This is a genomic window from Kocuria rhizosphaerae, from assembly GCF_044462265.1.
Taxonomy (GTDB): Bacteria; Actinomycetota; Actinomycetes; order Actinomycetales; family Micrococcaceae; genus Kocuria; species Kocuria rhizosphaerae.
Map to the genome: position 1 here is coordinate 53,270 of NZ_JBISWL010000146.1, position 12,890 is coordinate 66,159.

The 12,890-nt window shown below is 72.7% G+C and carries 13 protein-coding genes; all 13 read right to left on the reverse strand.

All coding sequences use genetic code 11. From position 1 onward, the window contains the following. Positions 1-12: 12 nt before the first annotated feature. The 13 genes from ACH9EU_RS17560 to ACH9EU_RS17620 all read right to left on the reverse strand — a co-directional run bounded on the left by ACH9EU_RS17560 (position 13) and on the right by ACH9EU_RS17620 (position 12,817). Positions 13-657, reverse strand: coding sequence for a RecX family transcriptional regulator (locus tag ACH9EU_RS17560; protein ID WP_396415190.1), 645 nt, complete (start codon positions 655-657; stop codon positions 13-15). A gap of 8 nt (positions 658-665) precedes the next feature. Then, positions 666-1,778 (reverse strand): recombinase RecA, encoded by a 1,113-nt coding sequence (gene recA, locus ACH9EU_RS17565; RefSeq protein WP_396415191.1) that lies wholly within the window; start codon positions 1,776-1,778, stop codon positions 666-668. A 217-nt stretch (positions 1,779-1,995) separates the two neighbouring features. After that, entirely contained in the window at positions 1,996-2,217 is a 222-nt protein-coding gene (locus tag ACH9EU_RS17570; RefSeq protein ID WP_396415192.1) for a DUF3046 domain-containing protein, read from the reverse strand. A gap of 253 nt (positions 2,218-2,470) precedes the next feature. After that, entirely contained in the window at positions 2,471-2,902 is a 432-nt protein-coding gene (locus ACH9EU_RS17575) for a helix-turn-helix domain-containing protein (protein ID WP_396415193.1), read from the reverse strand. 166 nt (positions 2,903-3,068) lie between these two features. Next, positions 3,069-3,563 (reverse strand): nicotinamide-nucleotide amidohydrolase family protein, encoded by a 495-nt coding sequence (locus ACH9EU_RS17580; protein ID WP_396415194.1) that lies wholly within the window; start codon positions 3,561-3,563, stop codon positions 3,069-3,071. Further along, positions 3,560-4,171 (reverse strand): CDP-diacylglycerol--glycerol-3-phosphate 3-phosphatidyltransferase, encoded by a 612-nt coding sequence (gene pgsA / locus ACH9EU_RS17585; RefSeq protein WP_396415195.1) that lies wholly within the window; start codon positions 4,169-4,171, stop codon positions 3,560-3,562. Before pgsA ends, ACH9EU_RS17580 begins: the two co-directional genes overlap by 4 nt. 91 nt (positions 4,172-4,262) lie before the next feature. Then, a complete protein-coding gene (locus ACH9EU_RS17590; protein ID WP_396415196.1) occupies positions 4,263-7,187 on the reverse strand; it encodes an FtsK/SpoIIIE family DNA translocase in 2,925 nt (974 codons plus the stop codon). 68 nt (positions 7,188-7,255) lie between these two features. Further along, a complete protein-coding gene (locus ACH9EU_RS17595; protein ID WP_396415197.1) occupies positions 7,256-8,947 on the reverse strand; it encodes an RNase J family beta-CASP ribonuclease in 1,692 nt (563 codons plus the stop codon). Between the two features lie 13 nt (positions 8,948-8,960). Then, positions 8,961-9,917, reverse strand: coding sequence for a 4-hydroxy-tetrahydrodipicolinate synthase (dapA, locus tag ACH9EU_RS17600; protein ID WP_396415198.1), 957 nt, complete (start codon positions 9,915-9,917; stop codon positions 8,961-8,963). 5 nt (positions 9,918-9,922) lie between these two features. Next, positions 9,923-10,054 (reverse strand): hypothetical protein, encoded by a 132-nt coding sequence (locus ACH9EU_RS17605; RefSeq protein ID WP_396415199.1) that lies wholly within the window; start codon positions 10,052-10,054, stop codon positions 9,923-9,925. 3 nt (positions 10,055-10,057) lie between these two features. Further along, positions 10,058-10,690, reverse strand: a complete 633-nt coding sequence (locus tag ACH9EU_RS17610; RefSeq protein WP_396415200.1) for a hypothetical protein — start codon at positions 10,688-10,690, stop codon at positions 10,058-10,060. A gap of 4 nt (positions 10,691-10,694) precedes the next feature. Next, positions 10,695-11,501: a 4-hydroxy-tetrahydrodipicolinate reductase gene (gene dapB, locus ACH9EU_RS17615; protein WP_396415201.1), complete on the reverse strand. Its 807-nt coding sequence runs from the start codon at positions 11,499-11,501 to the stop codon at positions 10,695-10,697. Between the two features lie 41 nt (positions 11,502-11,542). Beyond that, a complete protein-coding gene (locus ACH9EU_RS17620) occupies positions 11,543-12,817 on the reverse strand; it encodes an insulinase family protein (protein ID WP_396415206.1) in 1,275 nt (424 codons plus the stop codon). Positions 12,818-12,890: the final 73 nt, after the last annotated feature.

Genomic DNA, 12,890 nt, shown 5'->3' on the forward strand with positions numbered 1-12,890 from the left:
CGCCCTGCCGGCTCAGGGCGTGTCGAGGTCGGGTTCGTCGTCCGGCGCCGCGTCCAGGGCCCCGGCCGGGCCGGCGGACCCGGTGCGGGCCGCCAGCTCGTCCTGCACGACGGCGAAGGCCAGCCCCGGGGCGTAGCCCTTCCGGCCGAGCATGCCCACGAGCCGGCGAACCGCCCGGTCCCGCTCGGCACGGTCCGTGAGGTCCGCGGCGGCGGGGAACCTGCGCCGCACCAGCTCCGCGGCGTCGGCCCGTTCGTCCTCGTCGGTGCGTTGCTCGAGCGCGGCCTCCGCGGTCTCGCCGGTCACACCCCGGGTCGCCAGCTCCCGCCGGATCGCGGAGCGGGAGAGCTTGCGCGAGCTCGCGCGCGAGCGGACGTACACCTCGGCGAACTGCGCGTCGTCGACGAGGTCGACCTCCTCGAAGCGGTCCAGCACCTCCCGGGCCACGTCCTCGGAGACGTTGCGGTCTGCCAGCTTCTCCTCGAGCTGCTGCCGGCTCTTCGGCGAGGCGGTGAGCTGGCGCAGGACGATCGACCGTGCGACCTCCCGGGGGTCGGGCTCCGGGTCCCCGGCGGCGGACGACGCCGCCGGGCCCTCCGGCCCGCGGTGACGGGAGGCGGACCGCCGGCGGCGGCGTGCGTAGGGGCTCTCGGTCATCGACCCGCTCAGAAGGCCGGGCCGGTGAGCTCGGAGGGCAGGCCGGTGGGCTCCTGCTCGGGCGCCTCCGGCTCCTCGGCGAGCTCCGGCTCGCCGACGATCCCGAGCTTCACGAGGATGCGGCGCTCGACCTCCTCGGCCAGCTCGGGGTTGTCCTTGAGGAAGCGGCGGGCGTTCTCCTTGCCCTGGCCCAGCTGGTCCCCCTCGTAGGTGAACCAGGCGCCGGACTTCTTGACGATGCCGTGCTCCACACCCATGTCGATCAGTCCGCCCTCGGTGGAGATCCCCTCCCCGTAGAGGATGTCGAACTCGGCCTGCTTGAAGGGCGGGGCCATCTTGTTCTTCACGATCTTGGCCCGGGTCCGGTTGCCCACCGGGTTCGCCCCGTCCTTGAGGGTCTCGATGCGGCGGACGTCCACGCGCACCGAGGCGTAGAACTTCAGCGCCTTGCCACCGGTGGTGGTCTCGGGGCTCCCGAAGAACACGCCGATCTTCTCGCGCAGCTGGTTGATGAAGATCGCGGTGGTGTTCGAGTGCGAGAGCCGACCGGTGATCTTGCGCAGCGCCTGGCTCATGAGGCGTGCCTGCAGGCCCACGTGGCTGTCGCCCATCTCGCCCTCGATCTCGGCCTTGGGCACCAGTGCCGCCACCGAGTCGATCACGATGATGTCGATGGACCCGGAGCCCACCAGCATGTCCATGATCTCCAGGGCCTGTTCGCCGGTGTCCGGCTGCGAGACCAGCAGGTTGTCGGTGTCCACGCCCAGCTTCTCGGCGTAGGCGGGGTCGAGCGCGTGCTCGGCGTCGATGAAGGCGGCGATCCCGCCGGCCTTCTGGACGTTGGCCACCGCGTGCAGGGCCACGGTCGTCTTTCCGGAGGACTCCGGGCCGTAGATCTCCACGACGCGCCCGCGCGGGAACCCGCCGATGCCCAGCGCGACGTCCAGCGCGATGGATCCGGTGGGGATGGTCTCGATCTTCGTGGCCGGGCGGTCGCCCAGGCGCATGACCGAGCCCTTGCCGTAGTTCTTGTCGATCTGCGCGAGAACGGTCTCGAGGGCCTTCTCGCGGTCGCTGCCGAACTGCTGGTCGGCGCTGTTCGTCTTGCCCTTGGCTGCCATGGTTCACCTCGTGGTCGGGGGGCTCCGCCGGTGCGGCAGGAACCGTTCGTACTGGTCTTCTCGTGTTCCACGGTATCGCCGGGGTCGGACACCGTAAGACCGTGCGCGCGGTCCGGGGACGGGGCTCCGGGGGCCGCCCGGCACGGGCCGTACTGTGCAGTCCGTACCGCACTGTCGAATATACCTTCGAAGTGTCGCCGCGGTCCACGGCGGGGTCTCAACCGCGTGGCGGGCGGTCCACGCCCCACCACCGGGACTCCGGGACGTCCTGGGCGCGGCACAGCGCGAACCACACCGTCCGCGGGTCCTCCCCCGACTCGATCGCCTCCGCCGGCGTGCGGTGGTCGAGCTCGCCGAGCACGAGGTCGCGGGCGAGCACCCGCGAGTAGCCCGCCCCGAACTCGTCAGCCATGAGCTGCCAGAAGCTGCTCAACCGCATGCGCGCCCCTCCTTGCTTCCGTACTGTCCCCCGGGACCGTTCCCGGGGGTTGCCCGCCGGCGCGGCCCCGCGGCCCGGCCGGCCCGCGCCGCCTCTGGTCGGGTGCCGCCGGACCGGTGCCGCCCAACCGGCGCCCCACGGGTCCCCGCATGCCGGAGGGCCCGGCGGTCCTGGGACCGACGAGCCCTCCGGGGACGTCGTGCGGGGTGCCCGGCCCGCCGCGGATCGGCGGCGCGGCGAGCGCCGGAGTGGGTCAGCGGGCCCCCGCGGCCGCGGCCTCGTCGCCGTTGACCCGGCCGAACTCCCGAGAGTACTGCTCGGTGAGGTCGCTGGGGACCGTGTCCGGAACCAGCAGGCCCTCGGCGTAGGCCAGGCGGTCGGCGACCTCGCGCAGCATCTGGGACATCGGGATGTCGAGCGCGGCGCAGATGGAGGCGAGCAGCTCGGAGGATGCCTCCTTCTGACCTCGCTCCACCTCGCTCAGGTAGCCGAGGGAGACGCGTGCGCTGTGGGAGACCTCGCGGAGGGTCCGGCCCTGGCGTTGCCGGACACTGCGCAGGACCTCGCCGATCTCCTGGCGGAGTACGCCGATCTTCATGTCCTTCGTCACGGTGCTCTCGTCCTCGTCCAGTCCCACGTCCTTCCAACGGACGACGCCATTGACGGACACGGGTTGCTTCGTCATCTGAATCGCTTGTCTCCTCGTGTGTGCGGCAACTTCACCGCCTGCTGCGGGCGTTGTCCCCCCGGCGTGTGCCAGCAGGCTTCTTGACTCCGAGCGGCTCAACTCGAGCCTGCGATCATTCCTAACCACCCTGACAGTTCCATTCTTCCCCGCGGGCCGCAATTTTTCACTGTGAGTTGGCTGGGAGCGTGATCGCCGCACGGAGCCGGTCGAGCGCGGCCCGGACCGCCGCCGCCCGGATCGCGCTGCGGTCCCCGGCCACCGTGAGCGCGTGGGCGGTGGCCCCACCCGGCCCCGCGAGTCCCAGGTAGACCGTTCCGACCGGCTTCCCGTCGTGCGACTCGGGGCCGGCAACCCCGGTGGTGGCGACGGCCCAGTCCGTGCCCAGCCGGCGGCGGGCGCCCTCGGCCATGGCGACCGCGACGTCCGGGTCCACGGACCCGCGCTCGGCCAGGAGCGTGCCGGGCACGGCCAGGACCTCCTCCTTGACCCGGTTCGAGTAGGACACGACGGCGCCCTCGAAGCAGGCCGACGCTCCCGGGACGTCGACGACGGCGGCGGCCACGGCCCCGCCGGTCAGGGACTCCGCGGTCGCGAGCGTGAGCCCCCGCCGGACCGCCTCCCGCACCAGCCCGGCCGCCTCCTCGCTCGGGCCCGTCACGGGCGGTTCCGCTCGGCGATCGCCCGCCGGCGCAGCTGCGCGGCCTTGACCAGGTAGTCCACGCCGGTCACGACCGTGACGACGAGCGCGGCGCCCATGGCGGTCCAGCCCAGCCAGGGCCACCACGCGCCCACGACCGGGGCCAGCGGGAGCAGGAGCAGCAGGAGCGCGACGGTCTGCAGGACCGTCTTGAGCTTGCCGCCCTTGGAGGCCGCCATGACGCCGTAGCGGATCACGACGAAGCGCAGGACCGTGATGCCCCACTCGCGCACGAGGATCACCACCGTGACCCACCACCACAGCTCGCCGAGCATGGAGAGGAGCACGAAGGCGGCCCCCGTCAGCAGCTTGTCGGCGATGGGGTCGGCGATCTTGCCGAAGCTCGTGATCAGTCCGCGGGCACGGGCGATGTCGCCGTCGAGCTTGTCGGTGTACATCGCCGCCGCGAAGACCACGAGCGCGGCCCACCGCATGCCCGCAGAGTCCTCGCCCTGCGGCCCGCCGACCCACAGGAACCACACGAAGAACGGCACGAGCGCGATGCGCAGGGCGGTCAGCGCGTTGGGCAGGTTCAGGTTGGAGGTCTTCTGCGGGTCCTCGGGGCTCATCGGAGCTCTCTTCCTGTGAGGTCGGGCCCGAGGGATCGGGCCTGAGGGGTCGGGCCGGCGGGCTAGGACCGGTGGTCGTGCCGGGCGCCGGTCAGCGCCCGGTCAGCTGCCAGGCGTCCTGGGAGTCCTCCGGGTCCTCGGCGCCGTCGTGGTGGTCGGTCGCGGGAGCGGCCAGCGAGGCCTCCACCGGATCGTCCCCGTAGTCCACGGAACCGCCCTGTGCCGCGGGCGGCTCCTCGCCCCGGATCACGGCGAGCGTCGCGGCGAGGTCGTCCGGCTTGACCAGCACGTCACGGGCCTTGGAGCCCTCGGAGGGCCCCACGACGCCGCGGGACTCCAGCAGGTCCATGAGCCGCCCGGCCTTCGCGAAGCCGACCCGCAGCTTGCGCTGGAGCATGGACGTCGAGCCGAACTGCGTGGTCACCACGAGTTCGGTGGCCTGCAGCAGGACGTCGAGGTCGTCCCCGATGTCCTCGTCGATGGTCTTCTTCGGCGCCTCCTGGACCACGTCCTCGCGGTAGCGGGCCTTCATCTGGCCCTTGACGTGGTCGACGACCTCGTGGATCTCCGACTCGGAGACCCAGGCGCCCTGCACGCGCATGGGCTTGGAGGCGCCCATCGGCAGGAACAGGGCGTCGCCCTGGCCGATGAGCTTCTCCGCGCCCGGCTGGTCCAGGACCACCCGCGAATCCGTCACCGAGGACGTGGCGAACGCCATCCGGGAGGGCACGTTGGCCTTGATCAGGCCGGTGACCACGTCCACCGAGGGCCGCTGGGTCGCGAGGACCAGGTGGATGCCGGCGGCGCGGGCGAGCTGCGTGATCCGGACGATGGCGTCCTCGACGTCGCGCGGGGCGACCATCATGAGGTCCGCCAGCTCGTCCACGATGACCAGCAGGTACGGATAGGGCCTGATCACGCGCTTGGACCCGGGCTCGGGCTGGACCTTCCCGTTGCGCACGGCCTTGTTGAAGTCGTCGAGGTGCTTGTACCCGTAGTGGGAGAGGTCGTCGTAGCGGGCGTCCATCTCCCGCACGACCCACTGCAGCGCCTCGGCGGCCTTCTTGGGGTTGGTGATGATCGGGGTGATCAGGTGGGGCACGCCCTCGTAGGCGGTGAGCTCGACGCGCTTCGGGTCGACCATGACCATGCGCACCTCGTCCGGGGTGGCGCGCATCAGCAGCGAGACGATCATCGAGTTCACGAAGCTCGACTTGCCGGCCCCGGTGGCACCGGCCACGAGCAGGTGCGGCATCTTCGCGAGGTTGGCCACGACGTAGCCGCCCTCGACGTCCTTGCCCACGCCCATGACCATGGGGTGCTCCGTCTTGCGCGCGTTGTGCGAGCGCAGGACGTCGCCCAGCGACACGGTCTCGCGGTCGGTGTTCGGGATCTCGATGCCGATCGCGGAGCGGCCGGGGATGGGCGAGAGGATCCGCACGTCCGCGGAGGCCACCGCGTAGGCGATGTTCTTGGACAGGGCGGTGACCCGCTCGACCTTCGTCCCCGAGCCGAGCTCGATCTCGTACCGGGTCACGGTGGGGCCGCGGGAGAAGCCCGTGACGACGGCGTCGACGTTGAACTGGTCCAGGACGCTGGTCAGGGAGGCCACGACGGCGTCGTTCGCCTCGGACCGCTCCTTCGGCGGGGGCCCCTGGACGAGGGACCCGGCGGCCGGCAGGGAGTAGGCGATGTCGCCGTCGAGCTGGAGCTGCTCGGCGCGCGCCGGGATCGGCGCCTCGGGCGTGTGGGTGCGGGCCGCGACCGAGGTGGAGCCCGCGGGAGCGACCTCCTCGAGCGCCGGGGAGCCGGAACCCGCGGCCGTGTCGGCCGCCGGCTCCAGGCCCTGCTCGCGGCGCAGCCGCCCGGCCGCGAGCTGCTCCTGGGTGGGCCGCTTCTGGCCCGGACGCGGCCCCGCGGCATCGTCGGCACGCTCGGGTTCCGGGGCGGACGGCGCGGCCCCGTGCGTCCCGTCGGCCTTCCGCCGGGCGGCGCGTGCGGAGTCGACGTCGAACACGCGGGTGGGGGCCTGCCCCTCGGCCTGTTCGTCGACGACGGCCCGCTCGAACGCCTCGTCCCCGTGGTAGCCGTCGAGCGCTCGGCGCTCCGCCTCCTTGCGCTCCCGCCGCTTCTGCCGTCGGGACTTCTCGCCGTGGGCGCCGTGCTCCTCCAGGTAGGACCTGTCGTGCCGCCGCGCCGAGACGTCGGTCGGGGAGACGGGCCCGTCCTGGCCCATGAGCCGCCAGTACCCCTGCCTCAGGCGGGGACCGATGAGGTTCACGGGGGTGGCGGTGATCACGAGGACGGACAGGAGGAGGACGGTCGCGAACACCGCGCCGGCGCCGATCGGCGTGACGAGGGCGATCAGGGGGTCGGCGGCGAGGAAGCCGACGGAACCGCCCGCGGCGGCCCGCGCCTCGTGGCCGGCGCTCATCGACGGCTGACCGAGGAGCAGGTGGGCCGTCCCGGAGCCGGCCACCACGGCGGCGCCCAGCCCGATCGCGATCCGGTTGTTCGCGGAGGTGTCCTCCGGGTGCCGGAACCGGCGCAGCGCCACGACCGCGAGCGGCAGGGGCAGCGCGAGCGCCGTCCAGCCGAAGCTGCCGGCGAGGACCCCGTGCACGGCCCCCGCGGGCACGGCGAGCCAGGGGGCAGGGGCCCCGGGCAGGTTCCACCACTCGACGGCCGCCGCGAGCAGCGCGAGGAGCAGCAGGAAGAGCCCCCCGCCGTCCCGGGTGAGCTCGGCCGGCACGTCGGTGCGGACGGTCCCCATGCGGCGCACGGCACCGCCCACGAGGTGGGCCAGGCCCATCCAGGTGCGGCCGACGGCGCGCCCGCACCACGCCAGGGCGGGTGCGGTGCGAGGCACGGTCTCGGCGCGCGCGGAGGTGCCCCGGGCGGGAGGACGGCGGGTGGAGGTGCTCCGGCCGGAGCCCGACTGCCGCGCGGAAGACGTGCTGTTCCTGCCACGCGACGTCGAGGCGCCCTTGCGGGCGGGGGAAGTACGAGTCGCCATAGGTCCCAGGGTAGACCACGGCCTCCCCTCCCCCGCGGTGCCCCACGGACGAGGGGAGGAACGCCGGCTCAGGCCTCGACGACCACCGGCACGATCATCGGCTTGCGCCGCAGCTTGCGGCTGACCCACGAGCCGATCGTCCGGCGCACGACCTGCTGGAGCTGCTGGGTGGTGTGGTTCTTGCCGGAGTGGTTGATCGCCTCCTCCAGCGCGGCGGTGATCTTCGGCTTGATGTCCTCGAAGACCTTGTCGTCCTCGGCCACGCCGCGCACGTGGATGTCCGGCCCGGAGACCACCTTGCCCGTGTCCCGGTTGACCACGGTGATCACGGAGATGAAGCCCTCCTCCGCGAGCACGAGGCGGTCCTTGAGGTCGGCCTCGGTGATCGTGCCCACGGACGATCCGTCCACGTAGACGTCGCCGCACTCGACCTGACCGGTGAGCCGCACCTTGCCCTCGGCCATGTCCGCCACGGTGCCGTTCTCGGCGAGCAGCACGTGGTCGCCGGGCACCCCCGTCTCCTCGGCGAGCTTGCCGTTGGCGATGAGGTGCCGGACCTCGCCGTGCACCGGCATGACGTACTCGGGCTCGACGATGTTGTAGCAGTACAGCAGCTCGCCCGCGGCCGCGTGGCCGGAGACGTGGACGCGGGCGGTGCCCTTGTGCACCACGTTCGCGCCCAGCCGCATGAGCCCGTTGATGATCCGGAACACCGAGTTCTCGTTGCCCGGGATCAGCGAGGAGGCCAGGATCACCGTGTCGCCCTCGTCGAGCTGGACCCGGTGGTCCCCGTTGGCCATGCGCGAGAGGGCGGCCATCGGCTCGCCCTGGGATCCGGTGCACATGATCACCAGCTGGGACTCCGCGTGGTCGTCGATCCGCTTCTGGTCCACGAGCGTGTTCGGCGGGACCTCGAGGTAGCCCAGCTTCTCGGCGATGGTCATGTTGCGCACCATGGACCGGCCCATGAACACGACCTTGCGGCCGTGCTCGGCGGCGGCGTCGAGGACCTGCTGCACGCGGTGGACGTGGGACGAGAAGGACGCCACGACGACGCGCTTGGGGGCACGGCCGATCACGTCAGCGAGCACGGGGCCGATGTGCTTCTCGGTGGGGGTGAAGCCGGGGACCTCGGCGTTGGTGGAGTCCGTGAGGAAGAGGTCCACGCCCTCCTCGCCCAGGCGGGCGAAGTGGCGCAGGTCGGTGATCCGGCCGTCGAGCGGCAGCTGGTCCATCTTGAAGTCACCGGTGTGCAGCACGGTCCCGGCCTTGGTGCGCAGGAACACGGCGAGCGCGTCGGGGATGGAGTGGTTCACGGCCACGAACTCGACCTCGAACTCGCCGAGGTGCTCGACCTGCCCCTCGCGCACCGCCATGGTGTAGGGCTTGATGCGGTGCTCCTGCAGCTTCGCCTCGATGAGCGCGAGGGTGAGCTGGGAGCCGATGACGGGGATGTCCGGCCGGCGCTTGAGCAGGTACGGGACGGCGCCGATGTGGTCCTCGTGCCCGTGGGTGAGCACCACGGCCACGACGTCGTCGAGCCGGTCGATGATGTAGTTGATGTCCGGGAGGATCAGGTCCACGCCGGGCTGGGTCTCCTCAGGGAAGAGGACACCGCAGTCGATGACGAGCAGCTGCCCGTTGATCTCGAACACGGTCATGTTTCTGCCGACCTCGCCGAGGCCGCCCAGCGGGACGACGCGCAGGACGTCCTTGCCGAGGGCGGGGGGAGCGGACAGGTCGGAGTGCCATTGGGTCATGTGACCCCTTTCGTCAGTCGATCGTGCCGGAGATGATCGAGGCCTCCAGATCCGAGCGGATCAGGGCGGCCTCGGCCTCCGTGGGTGGGACGTGCGGGAGCCGCACGGTGTTGCGCGGCAGCTTGCCCTGCCACATGAGAATCGTCTTCGCCGCCACGGCCCCGGGAGCGCGGGTCATGGTCGCGCGCACCACGGGCTCGAGCTCGCGGTTGAGCCGCTGCGCCGTCACGAGGTCCTCGGCGCGGACGGCGTCGATGAGCCGGCGGTACTCGGCGGTGGCGACGTGCGTGGTGACGCCCACGAGGCCCGCGGCCCCGATCGCCATCCACGGGAGGGTCAGTCCGTCGTCGCCGGAGTAGTAGAGCAGGTCGGTCTCGGCCAGCACGCGGGTCGCGGCGAAGAGGTCGGCCTTGGCGTCCTTGACGGCCACGATGTTGGGGTGGCCGGCGAGGGAGATCAGCGTCTCCGTGGCGATCGGCACTCCGGCCCGCCCCGGGATGTCGTAGAGCATGATCGGCACGTCCACCGAGTCGGCGAGGCTGCGGAAGTGGGCCTCGACGCCGGCCTGGGTGGGCTTGTTGTAGTACGGGGTGACGATGAGCAGCCCGTCCATGCCGATCTTCTCGGCCGCGCGGGAGAGGTAGCGGGAGTGCTCGGTGTCGTTGGAGCCGGTGCCGGCCAGGAGCGGCACCCGCGCGCCGACGGCGTCCTTGACCGCCCGGAACACGGAGAGGTTCTCCTCGTCGGTCATCGTGGAGTACTCGCCCGTGGTGCCGCACACCACCAGCCCGTCGCAGCCGTCGTCGACAAGACGCTCGGCGACGGCGGCCGTGCCGTCCAGGTCCACGGAGCCGTCCTGCGCGAACACGGTGATCATCGCGGTCAGCAGGGTCCCGAACGGGGGCTTGCCCTCGGTCGCGGGACGCTCGACCGGGGAGGTGACGGAGGAAGTCGGAGGAATGGTCGTCATGCGTGTCAGGGTACCGTCTCCGCGCGGGTGGCACCGGCCGGCCGGCCGTGGAACCGGGCGGCGCGGGTGGCCGGGTCCGGCCCGTGCGTGCGGTGGGTGATCTCCGTGCCCTCGACGGGGCCGGTGGTCGTGGCCACGGCTCAGCGCTTCCCGTCGTCCGCCGGACCGGCGGCCTGCACGTGGCGGGTCGGGCGCCCGCGGGAGAGCGCCACGGCGTCGCGCATCGCGGACCGGGCACGGGTGCGGTCCCCGGCGGCCGAGTAGGCCAGGGACAGGCGGTACCAGCTGCGCCAGTTGCCGGCGTCCGCCTCCGTCTGGGCGCGCCGCTCGGCGAAGCGCGCGTCGGCGGCGTCGCGGTCGATCCGGCCGCCGGGGGTGCGCGGCAGGTCGTCCGGCGGCAGGCCCCCTTCCTCGGCGAGGACGCGGCCGAGCCGCTCGGTGCGGACGCCGAAGACGACCTCGCGCACGAGGGCCCACACGCCGACGGCCGGGAGCACGATCAGGGCGAGGCCGAAGGCCTTGGCGATCCAGCCCTCGGTGGCCAGCAGCAGGACCGCCCGGTGCAGGGTCAGGCCCAGGTAGACGGCGAGCAGGGCGATCATGGCGGCGGCGAGCGCCTTCGCCCGGTTCGTCGTCTCGAGCAACGTGAAGACGCCGGCGAAGACGAGCACCGCGAGGAGCCACAGCTTCGAACCGTCCGGGAGGGGCAGCAGCCACAGCGTCAGGAGGCCGGCGGCGAGCAGGCCCCAGCCCCAGGTCCGCATGGAGGTCATCGGCTCAGACGTCCAGGTCCAGGTAGCCCTCGAGACCGTGCGTGAGCCCGGGGTGGGAGCCGACCTCCCGCACGCCCAGTACGACGCCGGTCATGAAGGAGACGCGGTCGAAGGAGTCGTGCCGCACGGTGAGCTGCTCGCCGACGTTGCCCAGCAGCGTCTCCTGGTGCGCCACGAGCCCGCGCAGGCGCACCGAGTGCACCCGGACGTCGTCGACGAGGGCCCCCCGGGCGCCGTCCGGGTCCTGCTGGGTGGCGTCCGGGGAGGGACCCCGACCGGCGGCGCGGCGGGCCCGGCCCACGAGGGCGGCCGTGCGCGCGGCCGTGCCCGAGGGGGCGTCGAGCTTGTCCGGGTGGTGCAGCTCGACGATCTCGACGGACTCGAAGAAGCGGGCCGCCTGCGCGGAGAACCGCATGGCCAGGACCGCGCCCACGGAGAAGTTCGGCGCGACGAGCACGCCCGTTCCGGGACGCTCCGCCAGGAGGGCCTCCAGCCGCGCGAGCCGGTCGCCGTCCCAGCCGGTCGTCCCCACCACGCAGTGCATGCCGTGCTCGACGGCGAAGCGGACGTTGGCCTCGGTGGCCGAGGGGACGGTGAGGTCGACCACCACCTCCGCGCGGGCGTCCACGAGCGCCTCGAGTGAGTCCTCCCGGCCCAGCTCCGCGACGAGCTCGAGCCCCGGGGCGCGCCGCACGGCCTGGACGGCCTCACTGCCCATGCGGCCGCGGGCGCCGAGGACGGCGACGCGCAGGTCGCCGGCCCCGGACGCCGGGCCGGCGTCTCCGGTGGCGGGTGCGGTGGTGTCGGTCATGTCTCCCACTCTAGGTCAACCGCCGGAACGCGGCGGACGGGTCAGCGGCGGGTGGGCGCGACGACGGTGGTCACCACCGGGCCCTCCGCCAGCCAGGCCGCGAGCTCGCGGACCTGCTCGGACGTGACGGAGCGCACGCGCTCCAGGGACTCGTCGATGTCGAGGAACTCCCCCGACTTCAGCTCCGCGGAGCCGAGCCGGGACATCCGCGAGCCGGTGTCCTCGAGCGCGAGCACCGTGCCGCCGCCGAGCTGGCCGACGACCTTGCGCAGCTCGACCTCGCCGATCCCGTCCTCGGCCAGGGACTCGAGCTCACCGGTCATCAGCGCGACGACCTCGTCCGTGCGCGAGGGCAGGCAGCCGGCGTACATCCCGAAGTAGCCGGCGTCCGAGTAGGCCCCCGAGAAGGAGAACGTGCTGTAGGCCAGTCCGCGCTTCTCCCGGATCTCCTGGAAGAGCCGTGAGGACATGCCCCCGCCCAGGGCGGCGTTGAGCACGGTCATCGCGAACCGCCGCTCGTCCCGGGCGACGATCCCGGGACGGCCCACGACCACGTTGGTCTGCTCGACGGGGCGCGCCAGGAAGTGCTCGCCCCAGTCCGGGCTCAGCGCGGCCGGGGTCCTGTCCCGCCGGGCGACGGGCACGGCGGGCGCCGAGGGGTCCCAGCCGGCCCGCTCGAGCGCCTCGGCCACGAGGGCGACGACGACGTCGTGCTCGAGCCCGCCGGCTGCCGTCACGACCAGCCCCTCGGGCCGGTAGTGGTGCCGGTAGTGCTCCAGCACCGCGTCGCGGGGCACGGCCAGGATCTCCTCCGGGGTCCCGCCGATCGGCCGGCCCAGCGGGTGCGTGCCCAGCACGTGCCGCGTGAACTCCTCGAAGGCGACGTCCTCGGGGTCGTCCTTGTCCATCGCGAGCTCCTCGAGGATCACCCCCCGCTCCCGCTCGAGCTCCTCGGGCTCGAGGACCGCCGAGGTCACCATGTCCGTGATGACGTCGATCGACATGGGCAGGTCCTCGGCGAGGACCCGGGCGTAGTAGCACGTGTGCTCCTTCGCCGTGGCCGCGTTGGACTCCCCGCCGACCTCGTCGAAGGCCTCCGCGATCTCCAGCGCGGTGCGCCGGGCGGTGCCCTTGAACAGCAGGTGCTCGAGGAAGTGCGTGGAGCCCAGCCGGCCGGGACGCTCGTCCCGTGAGCCCACGCCCACCCAGAACCCCACGGTCACGGCCCGCTGGGCCGGCATCCGCTCGGTGAGCACGCGGGTGCCGCACGGCAGCACCGTGCGGCGGACCACGTTGCCTCCCGCGCCCTCGTGCACGGTGTGGGTGAACCCTGCGGACGCCGTGCTCGGCGCGGCCGCGGGGGAACTGGTGCTGACCGCCGAGAGGCGG